The sequence below is a fragment of the Shewanella sp. 10N.286.52.E4 genome (genome assembly GCF_041468785.1).
Taxonomy (GTDB): domain Bacteria; phylum Pseudomonadota; class Gammaproteobacteria; order Enterobacterales; family Shewanellaceae; genus Shewanella; species Shewanella electrodiphila.
Window position 1 is genome coordinate 85,814 of the sequence record NZ_JBFRJJ010000014.1, and the last position, 24,108, is coordinate 109,921.

Below are 24,108 nucleotides of genomic sequence, written 5' to 3' on the forward strand. Positions count from 1 at the left end.
CCTTAAAAGCGATGATTGTAATCATAGCTTTGGCTATTTAAGTATTATTGCCCGCTATTACGTGAATCATTCAGCTCAGTTGGTTTTCAATGACATTGATTTGCTTATCTAATGCTCCGCGATTTTGTGACACCACTTGCAAACTCGCTTTTGCAGCAAGTTCATAGCGCAGCGGATCTTCTAATAAGCCTAAAATATGTTTGGCTAAGCTATCCGCATCTGTGATCACTTCTAACCCACCAGCCTTGACTAATAATTGTGTAATTTCTGCAAAATCCCAATGGTGCGGGCCAACACTAACTGGTAACCCCATCGCAGCTGGCTCAAGCGGGTTATGACCGCCATTTTCAATGAGCGTACCACCAATAAATGCAAAGTCAGCGCAGCCGTAGAGCATCAGCAACTCTCCCATGGTATCGCCAAGTAATACTTGCACACCTTCAGTAACGGCTTGATTCATACTTCGTCTTGAAAGAGTTAGTCCTTGCTGTGTCGTCGTCACTGCTGCGACATTGAACTGCTCAGGGTGTCTTGGCGCCATAATCAATAAGGCGTTGGGGTATTTAGCTAACACTTGCTGATGTGCTTTGAGCATAATTTCAAACTCACCAGGATGTACACTACCTGCAACCCATACTGGCACGTCATTTCTTTGCCATTCAGAGCGTAATGCTTTCGCTTGTAGGTGCTTACTGTCGTCAATGTGTAAATCAAACTTCAAGCTGCCACAAACGGTATTTTTTTCAGGTTTCACGCCTAAAGACTCAAAGCGCTCGCATTCTCGTTGTGTTTGAACCGCGATGGCATCAAGTGACGCTAGCATCGGCTGGCTTAAGCCTGCTTGTTTTAAGTATTTAGCTGCCGATTTTGCCGATAAACGTGCATTTGCTAGAACAATCTTAGCTTGTTGCTGTTTAGCAAAATATACCAAGTTTGGCCAAAGCTCTGTTTCCATAATGATACATAGCTTAGGCTGCACTTGACGCAAAAAGCGTTTTACGCAAACACTGATATCAAAGGGTAAATAGCAATGTTGAACTCGCCCATTTAAATGGTCAGAAAATGCTTTTACTACTTCAGCTGAACCTGTCGGGCTAGTGGTAGTAATAATGAAGTTTAACTCTGGGTGAGCGGTCATAAGTTTTTTTATCAGTGGAATTGCCGCTAATGTTTCCCCCATAGACACACTATGGATCAACACATCGGCTTGAGATAATCGAGTTAGCCCAAATCGTTCGCCCCAACGTTTGCGATAATCAGGACTTTTAATACTACGAAAGCCCAAATACAACACCACAAGAGGTGAAAGAAGATACAGTAATACAGAATATAGGCCACGAGTCATGAAAGAGTGCTTAATCAATTTTGCTTGTCAGATAAACACAATGTTAACATAAACCTAAACCACATAAATATGTGATCATTCAACATAAACTCAACTCAGTGAGCTAGGTTGGATAAGCATAAAAAAGTCAGGCTCAGACTAGGCTATAGAGACTTGCAGAGATATTGTTGGATGGTGTTAAGCAACCCTCGATATGAAAGCTTGCCAGCATCTGAACTGACCAGATATTGATGTCGTTTGGTATAACATTCATAAGGATATGCGCTAAGCGTCGTATTGAGTCATCAAGACTCCTGTATTTAGCAATGATAATTGGAATCGATATGAAAACCCGCGATAAAATAGTTTTTGCCAGTCTTGAACTCTTTAACGAACATGGTGAACGTAATATCACCACCAATCATATTGCAGCGCACCTCAATATCAGCCCAGGTAATCTTTATTATCATTTTCGAAATAAAGAAGACATTATTAACTCAATTTTTGCCTTATACGAAAGTCACCTTGAGTCTGGTTTCAAGCCTTACGAAGACACAACGGTTGATATTGAGTTACTAATGGGTTACTTCGATGCCATGTTTTATACCCTGTGGCAATTTCGATTCATGTACGCCAACCTCGCCGATATCTTAAGCCGTGACGAAGCATTAAAAGCCCGCTACCTAACTGCGCAAGAACAAGTGCTGAGTCGCTCAAGCAATGTATTAAGAAAATTAATCAGTGATGGTTTCCTTGAAATTGAAGACGAAAAAGTCACAGCATTAGCTGACACGATTAAAATGATGGTGAGCTTTTGGATTAGCTACCAACTCACTCAATCAAGTACGTCAACCATCACTAAAGCAACCCTTTATGAAGGCTTACTGCGGGTATTGATGATATTCAAGGCGTATTCTACACCTGGCTCAGAGGCAACCTTTACCCGCCTTGAACAGCACTATTTAGATGTTGCTTCGCAAGAGCGTGACGCCGCTGCGTAAAGCCTGAAAATGCCACTTATCCACCAGCACATACAAACCGCCTTTTTACGACTAAAATAGAGTCATAAAAGGCGGCCTTCCATTTTGTTAACATATTAAGTCATTCATTAATCAGCACTTAGCTATAGCTTGTTACTGATTAGTATATCTAATGTGAAAACAGCTCTAGCCCTAATCATTTTTATGTTGCTATTCAGGTTAAAAAAAACACTGTAGAGCCACGAAAATTAAGGTTAGAATGCCGCTAAGCGATTTCCATATTAAAACTATATTTAGGAGAAATCAGGTGGCCTCTACCTCATTTTACGACCGTATAAATCAACAACTTGTCGATGTTAAAGCTGAAGGCTTATATAAGAGTGAACGTGTCATCACTTCCGCCCAACAAACATCCATTAACGTAAATAGTGAAGAAGTCATTAACTTCTGCGCCAACAACTATTTAGGTCTTGCGAATCACCCTGAATTAATTAATGCAGCTAAAAACGGTTTAAGCAGCCATGGATTCGGTATGGCGTCAGTTCGTTTCATCTGTGGTACCCAAAATATCCACAAGCAACTAGAAAATAGCCTCAGTGACTTTTTAGGCATGGAAGATACTATTTTGTATTCTTCTTGTTTTGATGCCAACGCTGGTCTGTTTGAAACCTTGCTTGGCCCTGAAGATGCGATTGTGTCTGATGCATTAAACCATGCATCTATTATTGATGGCGTGCGTTTATGTAAAGCCAAGCGCTTCCGCTATGCCAACAATGACATGAGCGATCTTGAAACACAGTTAAAAGCAGCAAAAGAAGCTGGAGCAAGAGATATTCTGATTGCTACAGATGGCGTGTTCTCAATGGACGGTGTCATTGCTAACTTACAAGGCGTTTGTGACTTAGCCGATAAATATGGCGCGCTTGTGATGGTTGATGATTCGCACGCTGTTGGTTTTGTCGGTGACAACGGCCGTGGTACCCATGAATTCTGCGAAGTAATGGATCGTGTAGACATTATTACCGGTACATTAGGTAAAGCATTAGGTGGTGCTTCGGGTGGTTTCACTTCTGGTAAAAAAGAAGTCATTGATTGGTTACGTCAACGCTCGCGCCCATACTTATTCTCTAATTCACTCGCTCCATCTATTGTCAGTGCATCAATTCATGTATTGGAAATGCTCAAAACAGGCCACGCATTACGTGAAGCCGTATGGGAAAATAGCCGTTACTTCCGTGAAGAAATGACTAAAGCTGGCTTTACTTTAGCAGGTGCAGATCATGCCATTATCCCTGTGATGATTGGTGATGCTAAATTAGCCGGTGACTTCTCAAACCGTCTGTTAGCTGAAAACATCTATGTTGTTGGCTTCTCATTCCCTGTAGTACCAAAAGGACAAGCCCGTATCCGTACGCAAATGTCTGCGGCGCATACCCGTCCTCAAATCGATAAAGCGATCGAAGCCTTTACCCGTATTGGTAAAGAGATGGGCATAATTTAAGGTCGATATGATGAAAGCATTAAGCAAATTAAAGCCTGAAGAAGGCATCTGGATGGTGGATGCACCTAAGCCAGAAATGGGTCATAACGACCTATTGATTAAAATCCGCAAAACCGCCATTTGTGGCACTGATGTTCATATCTACAACTGGGATGAATGGTCACAAAATACTATTCCTGTACCTATGGTTGTTGGCCACGAATATGTCGGTGAAGTGGTTGATATGGGCCAAGAGGTCCGCGGCTTTACTGTTGGCGACCGTGTTTCAGGTGAAGGCCATATTACTTGTGGTCATTGCCGTAACTGTCGTGGCGGCCGCACTCATTTATGCCGTAACACTTCTGGTGTCGGTGTAAACCGTGATGGCGCCTTTGCTGAATACTTGGTTATCCCTGCATTTAATGCATTCAAAATTCCTGATGATATCTCTGATGATTTAGCGTCTGTATTTGACCCATTTGGTAATGCAGTACACACAGCACTATCATTTGATGTTGTTGGTGAAGATGTATTAATTACTGGTGCTGGTCCTATCGGCATTATGGCGGCTGCAGTATGTAAGCACGTTGGCGCACGCCATGTGGTCATTACTGATGTGAATGAATATCGCCTCGATTTAGCCCGCAAAATGGGTGCGACTCGCGCAGTTAACGTTGCCAAAGAAGATCTTAAAGATGTCATGAATGATTTGGGCATGACAGAAGGCTTTGATGTTGGCCTAGAAATGTCTGGTGTGCCATCAGCGTTTCATTCAATGCTCGATACCATGAATCACGGCGGCAAAATTGCCATGCTGGGTATTCCTGGTGGTGAAATGGCTATTGATTGGAGTAAAGTTATCTTTAAAGGACTTATCCTTAAAGGTATTTATGGCCGAGAAATGTTTGAAACTTGGTACAAAATGGCCAGCCTTATTCAATCTGGTTTAGATTTATCGCCAATTATCACTCATCATTTCGCAATTGATGACTTCCAACAAGGCTTTGATGCTATGCGTTCGGGCCAATCAGGAAAAGTGATTTTAAACTGGGATTAATTCCCGATTATAAATTGCCGCAATAATAAAGGGGTTGTATCTATACAGCCCCTTATTAGATACTTCAGTTATCTTCTTAATCTCATTTCAAACAGCAGCGGTATAGCATGAGCACTTTCAAGCACCTTTCAATTAACGAACTTATCCATATGACAGCAGAATCTGATGATATCCAAATCGTCGATATTCGTGATGCGGCCAGTTATGCTGCTGGTCATATTGAGACTTCTATTCATCTCACCAATGAAAACATTGCCAACGTTATTGCTGATGCAGATATGGATAAACCGCTTGTCGTGGTGTGTTATCACGGTATTAGTAGTCAAGGCGCAGCTGGGTATCTTATCGAACAAGGCTTTGATGACGTTTATAGTCTTGATGGCGGTTTTACCGCTTGGAGTGAAGCGCACGCATGATTGAAATCGGCCAACTACCCCACGCAAGAGCAGCGCAAGCCTTTATCGACTACTTAAAAGGTCTAGATATTGAGTGCGTGCCTATCGTAAATGAGCATGGTGTAGCATTGGTCGTTTATCAACAAGATAAAGCTGAGCAAGCTCGCTATGAATTTGAACAGTTTAAACAAAATCCATATCAGAAAAAGTATTTAGAAGCCTCGTGGGATAATGGTTCCACTCAAACCAAACTAGATTACGGTTCCTCTTCCTTAGGGCTGATTCAACAGTTCATTACTGGAGCAGGACCACTCACTTTAGTTACCTTTTTTGTATGTGTTGCCGTTTTTGCTGCAATGAACCTTGGTTTTGCTAATCAAGTTTTCAGCCAATTATCATTTTTTAGTGCGGTGCCAAACAGCGACTTTAGCCAAGTATGGCGCGTATTCACCCCGAGCTTGATGCATTTCTCAGCGATGCATCTTCTCTTCAATTTACTCTGGTGGTGGTATTTAGGCGGTAAAATTGAAACCAAACTCGGCACTCGGCCATTGATGATTCTATTACTTGTAGCAGGCAGTCTGCCCAGCTTAGTCCAGTACATGATGACTGGACCAAACTTCGGTGGTTTATCAGGCGTAGTATACGCCGTGGTTGGTTACACCTGGATTATGGGCCAACGTGCACCAGAGTCTGGCATCGGCATTCCAAATAGCTACATGACATTTATGTTGATTTGGTTAGTACTTGGTTTTACCGATCTACTCGGCATGCCTATAGCGAACGGAGCTCATATTGGTGGCTTGCTTGTGGGATTAGCTCAAGGGGCATTTGATAGTCGTAAACGATCCAGATAACGACTAAATTATCGCTATCTTGAATACCACTAAAGCGCTGTTAAACAATAAAATAAGCAACCCAAAATATCAGCGCTCCAAAGGTTGCCCCTGAGATAAAAGCCATCGTCGTTGAGGAGTTTTGAATAGTTCGTTTCATATTGCTTCCTTGCTTATGAATAATTGAGTTAACCTGACTTCAGATAAATATTTATCAGTATTTATCTGAAGTTTGGTGCTTGAAGCGGTTTATGTTTATACCAAATTGCTACTAAGCTGACTATGTCATCTTTAAAACCTGATCCACTAACTTTTCTATTCCTATATTTGCTTCAACAATAGAATTCGCCAACATATAGGCCGGTGTTGAAACAACAAGATTATCCATATCAACCACAATATCTTCCACTGTTGCATCAACATGCTGCCCACCCATTTCGGTATAGGCTTGCGCAGTACCAGAATCATTACCAATGGTGCCTTTAACGCCACTTTTAAAAATAGCTGGCATCATCACTGGTGCAATACACATAAAACCCATCGGCTTTTTAGCTAAGGCAAATTCTTGAATAAAGGATTCAACCTCAGGATGCAATTTGCTAGCGCTACCAGCAACGGCAAAATCACATAGGTTTTTAGCTGCCCCAAAACCACCAGGTACAATAAGTGCGTCAAATTCGCTAATATTAAGCTCGGTAATATTACTCACTTCACCACGAGCTAATCGGGCAGATTCCTGAAGTACATTGCGCGTTTCTTCAGCGCTAACCTCCCCATTGAAATGATTTACGACGTGCATTTGTTCAATATCAGGTGCAAAACATTGATAGTTCACACCTGCTTTAGATAAAGCCAATAACGTTAATACCGATTCATGGATTTCTGCGCCATCATAAACACCGCACCCACTGAGTAGTACTGCAATATTTTTCATTTCTGATCCTTTGAATATCGATTAATTTAACTTTTTTTAAACAAATCTATTGATCTGATTAAAAAACATGCTAACTTAGTTTCTCGAATTTGTTTCACGGTTTAAAAACTGTACCAAATAATCGAGTAAATCAATAAGAATATTAAAAAAGTCCACATATTCGGAATATTTTTTAAAACTACAATTTAACTCACAAAAATATTAAAAAACGTAAAAAATCATAAAGTTAAGAGTTTTATTCCCAGTCGTAATTAAAACCACCTTAGATGATAAATTAATTCACTCACAGACTTATCCACAGGCTGAGGGTTAATTTTCCGTGGCCGAAAATCCTTGTATGTGGCATTCTAAGGCCATCTCAGAATACTGAACATGAAAATAGACTATGCCAACAATCCCCAATAACCCACTCGTCCTTGTGGATGGTTCTTCTTATCTTTATCGCGCATTTTATGCACCACCACATTTGACTAATTCTAAAGGCGAAGCAACTGGTGCTGTTTACGGTGTAGTCAACATGCTTCGTAGCTTAATGAGCCGATATAACCCAAGTCATATTGCAGTTATATTCGATGCAAAGGGCAAAACATTTCGTAATGACATGTATAGCGAATATAAAGCTCAGCGCCCACCAATGCCTGACGACTTACGCAGTCAAATTGAACCTTTGCATGCCATCATTCACGCCTTAGGTTTGCCATTAATCTGTATTCCAGGCGTTGAAGCTGATGATGTCATTGGTACTATTGCGCTTAAGGCCAGTAAAGAAGGTCGAGCAACCTTGATTAGTACGGGTGATAAAGATATGGCTCAACTTGTTGATGAGCATGTCACCTTAATTAACACCATGACAGATACCATAATGGGACCAGCTGAAGTCACTGAAAAATTTGGTGTCGGACCAGAACTCATTATTGACCTGCTTGCCATGATGGGTGATAAAGCCGATAACATTCCGGGCTTACCTGGCGTTGGTGAAAAAACGGCATTAGCAATGCTAACGGGTGTAGGCGGAGTCGATAAGCTTATCGCAAATCCTGAAAGCGTATTAGATGTGACTTTCCGTGGTTCTAAAACCATGCCTAAAAAGATTGAAGACAATAAAGAGATGCTGCAACTCTCATACGATCTCGCCACAATCAAAACAGATGTGGAATGGGATGATGACTGGGCACCATTAGAAATTAAGCCACAAAACCGTGATGAGCTGGTTAAATTATTTGGTGAAATGGAGTTCAAACGTTGGTTAGCCGAAGTATTAGATAATAAATCAGGCTTTTCAGCTGCTAATTCAAGCATAACAACTGAAGACACTCCACCAGCCGCTCCAGCAATTGAAACAGAATACGAAACGATTCTTACTGAAGCCGACTTAGCTAAATGGGTTGCTAGATTATCTAAAGCGGACTTAATTGCTGTAGACACTGAAACCACCAGCCTAAATTATATGGAAGCGAAGCTCGTCGGTATCTCTTTCGCTGTCGAAATCGGAAAAGCCGCATACCTGCCATTAACCCATGATTATTTAGATGCACCAGAACAACTCCCTGTTGAATACGCTCTAGAACAATTAAGACCTATATTAGAAAGTGATAGCATCAAAAAAGTGGGTCAAAACCTTAAGTATGACATCAGCATCTTTGCTAATGCAGGCGTTTCACTTAAAGGTGTCCGTTTTGATACGATGCTCGAATCATACGTATTTAACTCAGTAGCATCTCGTCATGATATGGATGGTTTGGCACTTAAATATTTAGGCCACAAAAATATCAGTTTTGAAGAAATCGCAGGTAAAGGGGCTAAGCAACTCACCTTTAATCAAATCGATTTAGACACGGCCAGCCCTTATGCTGCTGAAGATGCTGACATCACCCTTCGATTACATGAACACCTATGGCCGAGAGTAGCAAAAGAACCTTCTCTTACATCTGTATTCAATGAGCTTGAATTACCGCTTATCCAAGTCTTGTCAGATATCGAACGCCAAGGTGTGTTAATTGATAGCATGTTACTAAGTCAGCAAAGTGATGAATTGGCACAGAAGATTGATGAGCTTGAAACCAAAGCCTATGACATTGCTGGCGAGAAGTTTAACTTAAGCTCTCCTAAGCAGTTACAAGCTTTGTTTTTTGAAAAACTCGGATACCCGATCATCAAAAAAACCCCAAAAGGTGCGCCGTCAACTGCTGAGGATGTACTCATTGAGCTTGCATTAGACTACCCACTACCAAAGCTGATTTTACAGCACAGAAGCCTGTCTAAACTTAAAAGCACTTATACTGATAAGCTACCGTTAATGGTGAACTCAGAAACGGGTCGTGTGCATACCAGTTATCACCAAGCGAATGCGGCCACGGGGCGTTTATCATCAAGCGAGCCAAATTTGCAAAACATCCCAATTCGAACTGAAGAAGGTCGCCGCATTAGACAAGCCTTTATCGCCCCTGAAGGTCGTAAAGTGTTAGCTGCCGATTATTCTCAAATCGAGCTGCGCATTATGGCGCACCTTTCACAAGACGAAGGGTTATTAACCGCCTTTGCCGAGAATAAAGATATTCATAAAGCCACAGCAGCTGAGGTATTTGGTGTTCACTTTGAAGAAGTGACCACCGAGCAAAGACGCCGTGCCAAAGCGGTTAACTTTGGTTTGATTTACGGTATGTCAGCCTTTGGTTTAGCAAAGCAATTAGATATTCCGCGTAAGGAAGCACAAACTTATATCGATACTTATTTTGCCCGTTACCCTGGTGTCCTTAAATATATGGAAGACACCCGTGCATTAGCGGCTGAAGTCGGTTACGTAGAAACACACTATGGCAGACGTTTATACCTTCCTGATATTAAGGATAGAAATGCTATGCGCCGCCAAGCTGCTGAACGAGCAGCGATTAACGCACCAATGCAAGGTACGGCTGCAGACATCATCAAAAAAGCCATGATTAATATTGATCAATGGATCAAGAATGACACCCATGGTGAAATCACTATGATGATGCAGGTTCACGATGAATTGGTTTTTGAAGTCGAAGAAGCGCAAGCTGAGTCACTTAAAGCAAAAGTGTGCGAATTGATGGCACAAGCGGCCACTTTAGATGTCACCCTATTAGCAGAAGCAGGTCTTGGTGATAACTGGGATGAAGCTCATTAATATGCCCATTTGATCCTGCCTTTAAGCAGGAAAATAAGCTGTTTCACTTTAAGAAATAAACAATCCCGTAGTTTTGCAACTATGGGATTGTTGTTTTTAGGCCTAAAAAACACCAACAAGGTGAAAAATACACCTTCAAATGTGGCAAACTTCACATTATTGTTCATTTTTACAAAATACAGTTTTTCATTTTAAGGCTAATGAAGTATTATTCTCTGCGTAGGGTACAGAGGTTAAGATGTTCCATCTTTCAGACCTTTTATTTCACTAGAAATAGTGACAAGCCGAATTATGGCGCTCCAGCATCTTAATATGCTGGAGCTTTTTTTTGCCTAAAAATTAATTTAGAGTAAATACTTTAAAAAAGATTAAAAAACGATTATCATATTGTTATTGAGCGTCATCGATGAGTAGGTGACACTTGAGTCTTGTTGAATTTAGCTTCTCCCCAAAAGAGCTAATTTTTTATAACCGGTGACAATATGTCGTCGGTTTTTTTTTGTTTAAACGCTACACTCTCCCACTAAAACCTCTAATGCACAAAGCTTGAGCACAAAAAAACCGCTAAGTTTATTTATATAAACTCAACGGTTTTTGTTAATAAAAGACTGCAGGCCTATCGTTTCTTATTCCGAATCTTGTTCAGCTTGCTTCTCAGCTTCAGTTAGCCAACTTGGGTTGCACCACTCATTAAGAATGCCCAACACTTTTGGTTTACCGGTTCCTTTTAAGGATGAAAACGGCTCTACTTTGACCCAGTCACCAAACTCAGCCAACTCTTTACGCACAGCGTTAACCGTTTTCATTTTAACGTTTTGTGCGAGCTTATCTGATTTAGTCAGCAAGGCTAATACTGGTATTTCACTTAACACTGCCCATTCAATCATTTGCAGATCTAAATCTTTGAGGGGATGACGAATATCCATTAACACAACTACACCGCTTAAACAGGTGCGTTCTTGCAAATATTCACCAAGGGCTTTTTGCCATTTGTTCTTTAATGCCAATGGCACTTTTGCAAAACCATAACCTGGTAAATCGACGAGTCGACGGTTTTCATCTAATTCAAATACATTGATAAGTTGAGTACGACCAGGGGTTTTACTGGTTCTTGCCAAGCCTTTTTGCTCGGTCAAAGCGTTGAGAGCACTAGACTTACCCGCATTGGATCGCCCAGCAAACGCAATTTCTACACCGGTATCACCAGGAAGATACTGATCAAGATGCGCAATGTCTGGCGCACTAATTAAAAACTTGGTTTTTCGAAAATCTATACGCGTTTCTGACACGATTTGCTCCAATAAATTTGGGGTAATACCTTAATTATGTAAGATTTGCTTACTTTTCCACATTTTCGTGTAAAATATTAGCCTGATCACAGTTTGTAGATTTTACCACGCTTGCGGGTCTTCCTAGTAAGCTCAGGACAATAAATTAAACAAGAAGTTGGAACGCCATGAAAAAGTTAGCTCTTGCGCTGTCTGTATTTGCCGCTATATCAACGCCTGCAATCGCTGAAGGTGATGTGGAAGCGGGTAAAACTAAATCAGTTATGTGTTCTGCCTGTCACGGTGTTGACGGTAACAGCATTGCCCCTATTTGGCCTAAATTGGCCGGACAGCACGCATCTTATCTAGAAAAACAATTACATGATTTCCAAGCGGCAGCTAAAAGCGGCGGCAAAGAAGGTCGTAATGATCCTACCATGACTGGTATGTCAATAGCGTTATCTGAACAAGATATTAAAGATGTTTCTGCATATTATGCAAGTCAAACACAATCAGTTGCTGATGTAGCCAATGTACCAGCTGAAGGTGAAGCCCTTTATAAAGGCGGCGACATGGCTCGCGGTATCACTTCATGTATGGCATGTCATGGACCAGATGGCAAAGGCGGCGAACTTGCCGGCTTCCCAGCGATTGGTGGCCAGCATGCTGATTACATCAAAATTCAGTTAACTAAGTTCCGTGATACAAATCGTAACAACGACCTGAATGGCATGATGCAAGATGTTTCTAAAAAGTTATCTGACAGTGATATTGAAGTATTATCTCAATATATTTCAAGTCTTAAGTAATTTTTTCTTCATATTTAAATGAAGCTAAAAGGGTGATTATTCACCCTTTTTCACAACCCTAAGTTGACGTTTACGTAAACTTAATAACATTCATGCTTGACAGAGATCACGTATTTAGGGTTAAATAGCCCCGTACCGAGATGAACCCAGCTGTAAGAACAAAAATATTAATTCCATCTTACAGATTTCGGATACGTTTACATTTAAGATATAAGAATAAAATTAATAAATAACAATAATATAAATAAGACCACTCGCTAATAATAATAAGAGTCGTGATTTCAGCTTGAAATCCAGGTCATATAGAATTTGTAAGGAACAGACCAATTGGTCGACTCGCTTAAATAGCACTCCCTTACGCAACAGAGATAAAACCCCATAAGGACACTACTTTAAGGATTAAAGTAGCGGCATAGGAAGCTAATTGCTTAGGATGCACTTGCGGAGGCTTGTTATCACTGGAAGGTACTTTTAAACATGGATTGTTTACTAATGTCATTGAAGACAACTAGGAAATTGATGAGTCATTGAAGACCATCTACGGAAGCTGTGGTCAGGACGGCAACAGGATTAAGAAAAAGGGTCATTGATGACCGATAACAATAAAAAATGCACGGAAAGCTCTAAAAATAAGATGGATATTGACCGGGATAGTCGCATAGCAAGTATGGATACTTGGAATAAAAATTTGGTGTGATAAACACTATTTTGCAAGGTGGCAGTTTACTGCCACCTTTTTTTATTTCTTCTTTTCAAAAAATCTGTTATTGATTGATAATCTTCGCCTTTGTTTGGATCATACCTGACTTCAATGATTAAATGCCCGTTGTGCAGTCATACTGCTGAGTTTTTTATCCAAGATAAAAAAAGAGCCTTCTACAGCTGTCCTCAATGCCAACTGGTTTTCGCAAACCCTCAATCACATTTAATGCCAGCAGCACAGTTACAGCGCTATGGCCGTGCGAATAAATCCGCTAAGCAAAAACAACTGGTGCAATTTATCCAACCTTTACTTGGTCAAATTAGTGCACAGCAAGAAGGTCGATTAACAGGACTTAATTTTGGCCGAGTCTTAGATCAAGCAAGTCTTGATATAATCGAACTCGCTGGCCATCGTCTTAACCAATACGACCCTTTTATCAAATCCGATCAACAAATCTTTAATCAGCAATATGACTTTATTTGTTGCTATCGGGTACTGGAACATTTTCAGCAACCACTCAAAGAGTGGTCATTGATCAATAATTTATTAAAAAATGGCGGCTGGTTAGCAATCAGCACTTCATTACTCACTGACTTAGCTCATTTTTCTAAGTGGCACTTTAAAAACAATCCCACTCACGTAAGCTTTTACCAGCAACAAACTTTTGAGTATTTAGCACAAAACAGCGAATTTAAGCTATTATTTGCAGCAAAAGAGCTCGTATTGATGCAAAAAACATCAAAGTCTGATATAAAGCGCATCCTGATTTAGTGCAAGGTGGATGATTATCTATCTAGCCAACTTTTTACAACCACATGAGATCACTGATGGCTCGTAGTAAAAAATCGCGCAAGGGCGGCGAAAACGGCCCTACACAAGCACCAAGAGTCAAAAAGGCTGATCGTAAAGTCACTGGCAGCAGAAAGAAAGATAACGGTCATAAGTCTGGCAGTCGTCACAACGAGGCCTTGATTGAGCAACAATCACCGCATGTAACGACCAGTAAAAGTAATGACCCTCGTCATGGCAGCAAGAAACCTGTGCCATTGATGGTTAAAGCAGTAGAGACAACGGCGCCAGTTGCTAAAGTTAAGCAGCCTAAACTAACTGATGAGCAGAAATTATTGAAACTTGAGGATGACCCAAGATTCAATAATTTATTAGACTTATTAGAAGAAGGTAAAGACCTTTCTGCTGATGACCAAAAATGGTTAGATAGCCAGCTTGCTAAAATGGAAGCATTAATGGAAAAACTTGGCATCTCTGATGCTGAAGAACTTCCGGCTCAAACAGCAAGTACTAGCAAAAAACCTGCTTCTGATGATGATTTATACGAGCGCTTCGAAAGTGGTGCTGATGTATTAAAAGACTACCAGTCTTAAATCATTAATAAATGGCATACTCATTGGGTATGCCATTTTTCTATCTGTTATTTATCTACCTAGATTAAGGATTAATTGTGTCTAGCCTTGTTATTGCCCTCGCCATCATCGTTATTGTACTGTTAGCGTCTTATGCCAGTTATTTGCTATTAAAGGTCAAGAAGCAACAGCAAGACGCTGTTGAAGCTAAGCAGCAACGCTTAGATGAAGCAAAAGCGAAAAAGCAGCAAGTATTAGATGACATAAAATACATCGCTGCAGCAATGCTAGAGGAGCGATGTGAACCTTCTGAAGGAGTCATGCGCATTGCTAAGCTATTTGAAGCTTTATCAATGTCTGAACAGATGGCAGTAGAGTTCCCACATATCTTTGAGCATTATGACTGCATTAAAGCGCATCCAATAAAAGAAGCCCGCAAGTCACTCGAGAAACAACAACGAATGAAGTTAGATTTAGCGCGTATGAAATCAGAAGCTAAGCTAGAACAAGGGTTAACTGAGGATGCACAGAAAATTACCCAGTTCCATTTCATTCACTAAGACACAGTAATCAGCATTTAAGGTGGTCTTGATTATTATCAACACGTTAATAACCAGGCCATTTGCTGCCCTAACCTTTCTTTCTAAGCTGTGAGCCATCCCACAATTTCACAAAACTTCACAGATTTCAGACTAAATACCGTCTTTCTAGCAACATCAAATTTCAAATTTACAACGTAGTTCAAGGTTTTTTGTCTAAGATCGCTGCATACTTCGTCTATTGCTAATTTACTCGGAGAACGTGCCTTGAAGCAGCCCACACAAATAAGTTGGGATCAGTCAATGATCGAAAAATATAACTACAGTGGTCCACGCTATACGTCGTACCCTACGGCGCTAGAGTTTGACGATAGTTTCACTGAGCAAAACCTACTCTCTGCAATTGAAACCAGTAAAAGCGACAAGCTGTCTTTATATATTCACATTCCTTTCTGCGCCAAGCTTTGTTATTACTGTGGATGTAATAAAGTCATTACTCGTCATGCTCATAAAGCTGATCAGTACATCGAATACCTTGCGAGCGAAATTGTAAAACGTGCTCCTCTATTCAAAAACTACACAGTGACTCAAATGCATTGGGGTGGCGGTACACCGACATTCTTAAACCCAGAACAAATTCTCACCTTATCTTCATTAATCAAAAATCACTTTAACTTTGCTGATGAAGGTGAATTCTCGATTGAGGTTGATCCGCGTGAAATCGAGCTAACCATGCTTGATACCTTAAAAGAAGCTGGTTTTAACCGTATTTCGATTGGTGTTCAGGACTTTAATAAGAAAGTACAAGTTGCTGTAAACCGTGAGCAAGATGAACAATTCATTTTTGACTTAATGGCAAAAGCAAAAGACATGGGCTTTGTATCGACCAATGCCGATTTAATTTACGGTTTACCACATCAAACGCCAGAAACGTTTGCTGAAACCATTAAACGTGTGATTGAGCTTTCTCCAGACCGCTTATCAATCTTTAACTACGCGCATTTACCATCGCGTTTTGCCGCTCAGCGTAAAATTAAAGATGAAGATATGGCTTCGCCACAGCAAAAGCTTGATATGTTGCATCAAACAATTGAGTCGCTTACTGGTGCAGGTTACCAATTCATTGGTATGGACCATTTTGCAAAGCCAGATGATGAGCTATCAAAGTTACAAAATGCGGGTAAATTACACCGTAACTTCCAGGGTTATACCACCCAGGAAGAGTGTGACTTACTAGGTTTAGGTGTCTCTTCAATCAGCCAAATTGGCGATTGCTACGCACAAAACCAAAAAGACATCCGTCCTTACTATGAGTCAATTGATGAAGCAGGTCATGCCTTATGGAAAGGTTGTAGCTTAAATCGTGATGATGAAATTCGTCGTGTGGTGATTAAGCAAATGATTTGTCATTTCGATTTAGATCTGACTAAGATTGAGCAACAATTTGATATTAACTTTGAAGAATACTTTGCAGAAGATTTAAAACTTCTACAAACTTTCATCGATGACAAACTTGTTGATATTACTGATCGCAAACTAACGATTAGCCCTACTGGTCGTTTGTTAATTCGTAATATTTGTATGTGCTTTGACGTGTATTACCGTCAAAAGGCACGTCAACAACAGTTCTCTCGTGTGATTTAATAATTGTTGAATATTAAATTCACGACAATAAAAAACCGCTGAATTTCAGCGGTTTTTTTGTTTTATGCATTGCTTAAAAATGGTGTTATTAGACCATTTATAATTTTGAAGCGTATAAAGCTTTGCGCTCACTATTAGACAAAAATGCCATCTCAACACCATTGCGCTGCACTTGGCTAATCTGATCATTTGACAGGTGAAGTTCAGATTTAGCGATACGATACTCATGTTGAATATCAATGTTGCTCACACCAGGATCATCAGTATTTAAACCAATTAATACACCAGCATCTAGAAACTGATTAAATGGATGTGAAGCGTAATCAGCAACTGTAGAGGTATGTAAGTTACTGGTTGGGCATGATTCAATTCCAATAGAGTGCTTAACGAGATATTCCATCATTTTAGGATCATGTATCGCATTAACACCGTGACCAATACGTGTTGCACCTAACTCTTGAATCGCTTGCCACATACTCTCACTTCCAGCGGCTTCACCAGCATGAGCGGTAATTTGTAAGCCAGCATCACGTACTCGCTTAAAGTGATCATTAAACAAGTCGCCAGGGAAACCTAGTTCGTCACCCGCCAAATCCATGCCAACCAAAGCACCTCTGTGTGCTAAAAGCCCTTCAAGCTCTAATCGACATTTCTCCTGCCCAAATGAACGCGACATAATCCCGATAAGGTTAACCTTAACAGCATGTTCTTTCATGCCAGCTTTAACCCCATCAATAACGGCTTCTACGACGCCTTCAATCGGTAAGTTATGGTTCATTGCCATGTAATACGGGCTAAAACGTAACTCAGCATAATCCAAACCTGAAATAGCTGCATCTGCTACGTTTTCATAGGCAACACGCTTAACTGCATCCAAGTCTGCCAATACAGCGACCATCCAATCTAGCTTTTTTAAAAAAGCGACTAAGCTGTTTTCCTTGCCCTGAATTTGCACAAAAGGTGCAAGTGCTTCTAACGAGTCTGCTGGCAGCTTAATTCCATGCTGATGTCCGAGTTCCCAAATGGTTTTGACTCTAACATTGCCATCTAAATGACGGTGTAAATCAACTAATGGAATGGATGTATTGATCATTATTAACCCCTATTAATTTTCTGAGCTAAATGTGTTTTTTGTTTTATGAACATCTAGCACTGCGAAGTTTAACATGCCCCAACAAAAAGGTGACGTTTTTATCGCCTAAACGGCATAATCAGTAACAATTATTTCCGCTGATTCCGCTAGCGTGGTTTATGCGGAATTGGTATGTTGTTAGCTAGTCATTTAACTTGTAATTTATTCTTGTAAATTATTGTCGATAAAGGAATTCACATGCGTAAGCTCATTTTGCCTGCGATTATCATGCTCGCTATTACTGGCTGTAAAATGACCACAGGGTCAAAAGCTCAATATTATCTTGGCGACACTAAAAAAGCAGAAACTACCGTCGATAAACCGCAAGAAGTAAAAGCGGCAACTGTTGAGGATATGAGTCTAAAGACAATTATAGATAATGCATGGCAAGTTAACGTAGATTATTCACCTCAATTGGCCTACTCATTAGGCGATGAATCAAAAGCTGCGCTGCTTGCAGATTTATCTCCTGAAATCTTAGCTGAAAAAAACTTACGTCAAAAAGCATTATTGTCGTCTTTAAAACAGTTGGACAAAGACAAACTATCTAAAACAGATAAAATTAACGCTCAGCTTTTGCAATATCAATTGCAAAACAGTGTCGATATGTACACTTACAAAGATCATTACTTACCAATAACGGCTGAAAGTGGTTTTCATGCCTATGTCGCCTCAATGGCAAATGCTCGACTGAATACAGCAGAGGATTATCAGAACTACTTAGATAAAATGACCGCATTGCCGAAATACTTTGCTCAACAGACATTTTGGTTAAAACAAGGGCTGAGTAGTGGTATCACCCCTGCAAAAGTGACGCTAAATGGATTTGAAGACAGTATCAGTGCTTATATTGTAAGTGTTGAAGACAGTGGCTATTACAAACCTTTTGCCGACTTTCCAGACCACTTTACGGAAGCTCAAAAAGTCGACTTTGAAACCAAAGGTAAGCAAGTTATTTCACAACAAGTGCTACCCCTTTATCAACAGTTTTATGACTTTATGACCGAAGAGTATATCCCTAACGCGCGCACTTCTATTGCCGCAAAAGATATGCCTAATGGTGACGCCTTCTACCAAAACAGAGTGGAATACTACACCACGCTTAATATGACTGCGGATGAGGTTCATCAACTTGGTTTAAAAGAGGTCGCTAGAATTCGAGCAGAAATGGAGCAAGTGATTGCTGATGTAGAATTTAAAGGAACCTTCCCTGAATTTTTACATTTCTTACGCACAGATCCTCAGTTTTACCCTAAAACTGCAGAAGAGCTGCTTAAGGAAGCGGCTTATATTGCTAAAAAAGCAGACGCTATTTTGCCTCAATATTTTGCTACGCTTCCGAGAACACCTTACGGGATCAAACCCGTTCCTGCTGAAATAGCCCCGAAATACACCACCGGACGTTATTCTGGTTCAAATCGAGATGATGAAGCAGGCTTTTACTGGGTAAATACTTATGCACTAGATAAACGCCCACTTTATGAAATGGAAGCACTCACCTTACATGAAGCTGTACCTGGCCATCATTTACAAATTTCTCTCAATAAAGAGTTAACCGACCTACCCAACTTTAGACGCTATAGCTATATTTCAGCTTTCGGTGAAGGATGGGGGTTATATTCAGAGTATTTAGGGTTAGAAGCGGGCTTCTACCAAGATCCTTACAGTAATTTCGGCCGATTAACTTACGAAATGTGGCGTGCTGCTAGATTGGTTGTCGATACAGGCATGCATACTCAGGGCTGGAGTCGAGATAAAGCCATTGAGTTCATGGCCAGCAATACTGCATTATCAATGCACAATGTCACCACTGAAATCGATCGCTATATTTCATGGCCTGGACAGGCACTATCATACAAGATTGGTGAGCTAACGATTAAGCGATTACGCACTAAAGCAGAATCAGAACTTGGTGAAGATTTTGATATTCGCCTATTTCACGATGCTTTATTAGAAAATGGCTCTGTCACGATGGATATTCTCGAACAAAAAGTAGATGAGTTTATTCAAGAACAAAAATCTGCTCAATCATAAACTAATCGTTTAAAAATGTTGGCTGAATGTGTTTTCAGCCAACATTTTCAATTCAAATATCTTTGTATTACGCTTTAGCTAAAACTGCACAAATTAGTTTGCTACACTGCTCTCATCTTCGATATATGATTTCAATTTGGTCGTTACTAATAAAGGTGAGTATTGTGTTTTTTTCGTCAGAACATCAACTAAACAATAATGAGCAACAGCAATTCTGGCAAACCGTCACTCAATCAACATTAACCAAAGACAGTATCTCCTTAGCATACGCTTACATTCAACACCCTGATAACGATAAAGCCATTGTCATCAGTAGCGGACGTGTAGAAAGTTATCTTAAATATAAAGAGTTAATGTTTGATCTCTATCAGCAGGGATACAGCCTTTACATTTTAGACCATCGGGGCCAAGGGTTATCATCAAGAACAACAATCAACCCTCATCAAGGGCATATTGATAAGTTTCAAACCTACATTAATGACCTAAATGACTTTATTGAACAGATAGTCAAACCCAACGACCATAACGATTTATATCTTGTTGGGCACTCAATGGGCGGAACCATTGGCACTCTCTATATGGAGCAATATCCAGCGACATTTAATGCTGCGGTATTTTCAGCCCCAATGTACGGTATAAAGCTGCCATTTAACAAAGCTTTCATTCGCTCACTCGCCGCTTTGTTGGATACCTCTAGTGACAAGCAGCCAAATAAACAACCGAATTATGTTTTAGGCGGCACCGATTATCAGCCGGTAGTGTTTGAAAAAAATCATCTTACCAATAGCCCTAATCGATATCAGATGATCTTAGATGTGTTTCAACAAGATCCTGAAATACAACTGGGTTCACCAACCAATCGTTGGCTAATAGAAGCGATGGATGCTGCGGACAGAGCAATAAAAGCAGCAGCACTTAGCATTAAGCCTATTCTGGTTTTACAGGCTATGGACGATGCTATTGTAGATAATGCGGCGCAAAATAGAGCTGAGAATAAGTACTGTCAAATTCGCAGAATTAACAATTGTCAGCATGAAGTGTTTATTGAAGCAGATGATGCTCGCAATCAAGCTTTACGAGCATTAGTGACCTTCCTTGATCAGTATTGATACAGAGTCACTCCTTAATGGCTAATCTTTAATTGAAAGGCACCTTCCACACCACACTTAATGTTAATTCAGACTCAAGTAGGTGCTTTATATCTTGTTGTGATAACGGACGGCTAATCACATAGCCTTGAAATAGATTACTCTTCAGCTGACTTAAGGCCGTCAGTTGTTGACGATCTTCTATTTGCTTAACGACGACTGGGTAATTAAGTTGGTTCGTGAGATTTATCAGCGAAGTAAAAATATTTCTAGACTCTTCAGACACTGCAATATCAACAATGTAGTTTGCGGCAAATTTAACTTGAGAAAAGTGTAATCCGTGCAAACGATGTAATGGACACAAACCCGAACCAAAATCATCTAGTGCAATGCGAATACCTACACGTTGTAAGGTTAAAATTTTATTCTTAGCGGTTTCTGCGTTTATAGAAAAGATATCTTCAGACAATTCCAATTGGATTAATTTAGGCTCGATACCATGCTGCTTTATCCTTTCCTGGATCACTTGAACAAACATGTCCTGATGGAAGTGTCTTGAGGAGATATTAATAGAAAAACATGGACATGTAATTGCTGTCCTTTGCAAGCTTTGAATAAACAGACACACTTCATCAAGCATCCACAGTTCTAATTCAAAAATTGAATTAGATAACTCAGCGACGGGGATAAACTGCTTCGGACTAATAAAGCCAAACTCAGGATGATACCACCGCATCAAGACTTCAACACTTTCTGTATTACCTTCGATATCAACAACAGGTTGATATACCAAAGACACCTGCTTCTGTTTAATCGCTTTCTTTAATTCTTGTTGTAACTTTTGTGGCTCATGATGGCTGCCATCAAGTTGCAAGCTATGCAATACACAGGTATTGGTTTGGCTTTCAATCGCTTTACCAAGGGCTTTATCTGCTCTAGATAATAGCTGAGTAGGCTCTAAGGACTCTTTACCATCAAATACCACCATACCGACTTTGGTGAACACTGATACTGTTTGACCAGATAAGGTAAAGCTTCTACCAACAACTTGACGAACTTCGCTTGCTAACGATAACGCCCGTTTATTGGCATGCTCTAAATTGCTGCCTAAGTTTTTTGCTGCAATAACAAATTCATCATCGCCTAAACGGCTCAGTAAGCAACTGCCTGAAAAAGCCCCTGCTAATCTAGCTGAAATTTGCATTAGTAATCTGTCACCAAGCTGCTCGCCTACAGCCTCGTTGACTAATTTAATATTACTCATATTAATAAGTAACATGGTGCAATATTGATCTGACTTACGTGCATATGCCTGTAAATCAAACAGTTCATTTGCAAGTGCCTCTCGATCGATAATATCCGATACACCCACATGGCTTTGTCTTTCTACTGTAATCTTCTGGTTTTTAAGTTCTAAGGTAACATCAGTAATTGAACCAATCATTCTTATTGGCTTACCTTGCTCCCCCCATTGAATGACTTGTCCTCTATCGAGCACCCAAATAAACTCGCCAGCCTTATTCATCAATTGATGAACGCTTTCATAATGTGTCGTTTTTCCTGACAAGCAATTCTCTATCGCTCTAAGCACGGTATTCTTTTCGTCAGGGTGTAAACGTGTTTCCCATGAGTCGTAACAATTGGTTATTTCTTCGGGTTTATAGCCTAATATTTCTTTCCAGAGATCAGACATAAACACATCTTTAGTTTCAGTATTCCAGTCCCATATGCCGGTATTATTGGCACCAACCGAATATAACCAACGCTGCTCTGAATTAGAAACTTTAAGATTGTTATCAAGCAGGTGCTTTTCAACTTTAAGTAGTGACTCACCTAAGTTATAGACCTCTTCGACTAAGCAATTAATTCTGGTTTTATCTGATTTAGATTGAAGAACGTTATTAGCGCGTTTTGTAAGTAGTTTAATAGGGCGAACTAACAACCAATATAAAGCCCAACAAAAGAAGATCACTAATAATCCACCAACCCCCCAAATATAAATAAATCTTTTTTGTAGTTGATCTGATGCGTCTGCAATTAACGAAGAAATATCATATTCAAGGTAAATAACATCAACTGCGCTGGAGTAGCTGTATTTTGCATCAGTATTAACAGGGTAATAAGCTTGAATAGAGAGGCGATTATAGTTGATATTAAAATAGGCGGTTTCAGCAGCAACAACTTGTTGATGCCGCTCATCAGAGTATCCTTCAATAACGTTTTTGGCATCACTCTCTCGCCAAATCACATGATTAGCAAACTTAATCCGACTTGATGCATCCAATATGACATAAACCATCATATTGCTATCTGTGGAGATTAGAGAAACCTCTTGTTCTATCCTAGAAATATCTTGTATCGCTAATGCAGACTCAACCACATGGATCATTCGAAACAAGTCCTTTTGGATTTGTTTCGACTCATTGTTAGCAAGCTCTGCACGTAACTCTTCTTTTTCATAATAAAACTCGCCACTGACTAATAATAAGTACAATGAGCATAAGAAAAATGGCACTAAAAAAGATAGTGAAAAAGAAGGTCGTTTTGGCAAAATCACACCACTAATTATTAATAAGAATATGTCGCTTTGGTAACATACTAAAGACGACTTGAATCAACAACCATAAAAGCCTTTTCTGGTTAACTTAGTTCATTTGTCTGATAAATAAAGACTAATATCTCTCTGTTACTCCACGCATCTAGAATGGTTTAAACAGGACAAATATCCCAAAGATTAAATAGTCACTTTGTTTAAAACTGACAAAAATAAATTCATAGCAATAGAGAATGACCTCTAATAATTCTTTAACCCCAAGTTACAACCACTATAGAGTCAATTGTTCCAATAAAGGTTATCTACTCTCAATAAAGAAAGGTCAGGCGCTTGGTTTGTTAGTGTTATTAAACCACATGAGCATTTATCCACACTATCGATTCGCCTAACCTGCTAACAAGTAGACTCAAACTCTAGACACAAACTCCTGACACAAAAAGATCACGACCTAAGCAACGGGCTCACTGCTCTCAAATAAGAGTCACTAATTTTAAAGATATAGGGCGCTTGGCAATGACCTACTTTTTACTATCCTTGTAAGGGCAGATGGGCATATCGACCACACTATCTGTTTCCATAAGCGGCTAAATAGTTCGCTCAAATTCCAGACACAAAAAAGCCCATTACGTGAGTAACGAGCTATCTACTCTCAATTAAGAGGCACTAATTTTAAAGATATGGGGCGCTTGGCGATGAACTATTTTTACTATCCTTGTAAGGGTACATGGGCATATCGACCACACTATCTGTTTCCTTAAGCGGCTAGATAGTTCGCTCAAATTACAGACACAAAAAAGCCCGCTACGTAAGTAACGGGCTATC

Annotated in this window: 18 protein-coding genes; 13 read left to right on the forward strand and 5 right to left on the reverse strand. The window is 40.0% G+C overall.

Annotation, left to right across the window (positions count from 1 at the left end):
* Positions 1-70 precede the first annotated feature (70 nt).
* On the reverse strand, positions 71-1,345 hold the full coding sequence (gene waaA / locus AB4153_RS07760) for a lipid IV(A) 3-deoxy-D-manno-octulosonic acid transferase (RefSeq protein WP_371996946.1): 1,275 nt from the start codon (positions 1,343-1,345) through the stop codon (positions 71-73).
* A gap of 323 nt (positions 1,346-1,668) precedes the next feature.
* On the opposite strand from waaA, the gene AB4153_RS07765 reads away from it, so the two are divergent.
* The 5 genes from AB4153_RS07765 (at position 1,669) to glpG (ending at position 6,093) form a co-directional block, all read left to right on the forward strand.
* Positions 1,669-2,325 (forward strand): TetR/AcrR family transcriptional regulator, encoded by a 657-nt coding sequence (locus tag AB4153_RS07765; protein ID WP_102527029.1) that lies wholly within the window; start codon positions 1,669-1,671, stop codon positions 2,323-2,325.
* Between the two features lie 286 nt (positions 2,326-2,611).
* Positions 2,612-3,805, forward strand: a complete 1,194-nt coding sequence (locus tag AB4153_RS07770; protein ID WP_371996947.1) for a glycine C-acetyltransferase — start codon at positions 2,612-2,614, stop codon at positions 3,803-3,805.
* A 10-nt stretch (positions 3,806-3,815) separates the two neighbouring features.
* The gene (gene tdh, locus AB4153_RS07775; RefSeq protein ID WP_229370526.1) at positions 3,816-4,841 is read left to right on the forward strand and encodes an L-threonine 3-dehydrogenase; all 1,026 of its coding nucleotides are present in this window, start codon (positions 3,816-3,818) and stop codon (positions 4,839-4,841) included.
* A gap of 107 nt (positions 4,842-4,948) precedes the next feature.
* Entirely contained in the window at positions 4,949-5,257 is a 309-nt protein-coding gene (gene glpE, locus AB4153_RS07780) for a thiosulfate sulfurtransferase GlpE (protein WP_102527032.1), read from the forward strand.
* Entirely contained in the window at positions 5,254-6,093 is an 840-nt protein-coding gene (glpG, locus tag AB4153_RS07785) for a rhomboid family intramembrane serine protease GlpG (protein ID WP_303516303.1), read from the forward strand. The genes glpE and glpG overlap by 4 nt, the downstream gene beginning before the upstream one ends.
* A 259-nt stretch (positions 6,094-6,352) precedes the next feature.
* On the opposite strand, the gene elbB is transcribed toward glpG, so the two are convergent.
* Positions 6,353-7,006: an isoprenoid biosynthesis glyoxalase ElbB gene (gene elbB / locus AB4153_RS07790; RefSeq protein WP_371996948.1), complete on the reverse strand. Its 654-nt coding sequence runs from the start codon at positions 7,004-7,006 to the stop codon at positions 6,353-6,355.
* Between the two features lie 385 nt (positions 7,007-7,391).
* Here elbB and polA point away from each other — a divergent pair, with 385 nt between their 5' ends.
* Complete coding sequence (gene polA, locus AB4153_RS07795; protein WP_371996950.1) at positions 7,392-10,154, forward strand: DNA polymerase I; 2,763 nt, start codon at positions 7,392-7,394, stop codon at positions 10,152-10,154.
* A gap of 626 nt (positions 10,155-10,780) precedes the next feature.
* On the opposite strand, the gene yihA is transcribed toward polA, so the two are convergent.
* The gene (gene yihA, locus AB4153_RS07800; RefSeq protein ID WP_102527036.1) at positions 10,781-11,443 is read right to left on the reverse strand and encodes a ribosome biogenesis GTP-binding protein YihA/YsxC; all 663 of its coding nucleotides are present in this window, start codon (positions 11,441-11,443) and stop codon (positions 10,781-10,783) included.
* Positions 11,444-11,610: 167 nt separating this feature from the next.
* Between yihA and AB4153_RS07805 the strand changes: the two genes are divergently transcribed.
* The 5 genes from AB4153_RS07805 to hemN all read left to right on the forward strand — a co-directional run bounded on the left by AB4153_RS07805 (position 11,611) and on the right by hemN (position 16,478).
* Positions 11,611-12,231: a cytochrome c gene (locus tag AB4153_RS07805; RefSeq protein WP_102527037.1), complete on the forward strand. Its 621-nt coding sequence runs from the start codon at positions 11,611-11,613 to the stop codon at positions 12,229-12,231.
* 811 nt (positions 12,232-13,042) lie between these two features.
* Positions 13,043-13,705 carry a methyltransferase domain-containing protein gene (locus tag AB4153_RS07810; RefSeq protein WP_371996952.1) on the forward strand — a complete coding sequence of 221 codons (663 nt, stop codon included), beginning with the start codon at positions 13,043-13,045 and terminating at the stop codon, positions 13,703-13,705.
* Between the two features lie 56 nt (positions 13,706-13,761).
* The gene (gene yihI / locus AB4153_RS07815; RefSeq protein WP_248956764.1) at positions 13,762-14,316 is read left to right on the forward strand and encodes a Der GTPase-activating protein YihI; all 555 of its coding nucleotides are present in this window, start codon (positions 13,762-13,764) and stop codon (positions 14,314-14,316) included.
* 77 nt (positions 14,317-14,393) lie between these two features.
* Positions 14,394-14,855 carry a DUF2489 domain-containing protein gene (locus tag AB4153_RS07820; protein ID WP_371996954.1) on the forward strand — a complete coding sequence of 154 codons (462 nt, stop codon included), beginning with the start codon at positions 14,394-14,396 and terminating at the stop codon, positions 14,853-14,855.
* Between the two features lie 246 nt (positions 14,856-15,101).
* A complete protein-coding gene (gene hemN, locus AB4153_RS07825; protein WP_102527041.1) occupies positions 15,102-16,478 on the forward strand; it encodes an oxygen-independent coproporphyrinogen III oxidase in 1,377 nt (458 codons plus the stop codon).
* Positions 16,479-16,575: 97 nt separating this feature from the next.
* Here hemN and add read toward each other — a convergent pair whose 3' ends face one another.
* On the reverse strand, positions 16,576-17,571 hold the full coding sequence (gene add, locus AB4153_RS07830) for an adenosine deaminase (RefSeq protein ID WP_371996956.1): 996 nt from the start codon (positions 17,569-17,571) through the stop codon (positions 16,576-16,578).
* 237 nt (positions 17,572-17,808) lie between these two features.
* Here add and AB4153_RS07835 point away from each other — a divergent pair, with 237 nt between their 5' ends.
* Positions 17,809-19,644 (forward strand): DUF885 family protein, encoded by a 1,836-nt coding sequence (locus tag AB4153_RS07835; RefSeq protein ID WP_371996958.1) that lies wholly within the window; start codon positions 17,809-17,811, stop codon positions 19,642-19,644.
* 125 nt (positions 19,645-19,769) lie between these two features.
* On the forward strand, positions 19,770-20,753 hold the full coding sequence (locus AB4153_RS07840) for an alpha/beta fold hydrolase (protein ID WP_371996963.1): 984 nt from the start codon (positions 19,770-19,772) through the stop codon (positions 20,751-20,753).
* 28 nt (positions 20,754-20,781) lie between these two features.
* Here AB4153_RS07840 and AB4153_RS07845 read toward each other — a convergent pair whose 3' ends face one another.
* Positions 20,782-23,283, reverse strand: a complete 2,502-nt coding sequence (locus AB4153_RS07845; RefSeq protein WP_371996959.1) for an EAL domain-containing protein — start codon at positions 23,281-23,283, stop codon at positions 20,782-20,784.
* Positions 23,284-24,108: the final 825 nt, after the last annotated feature.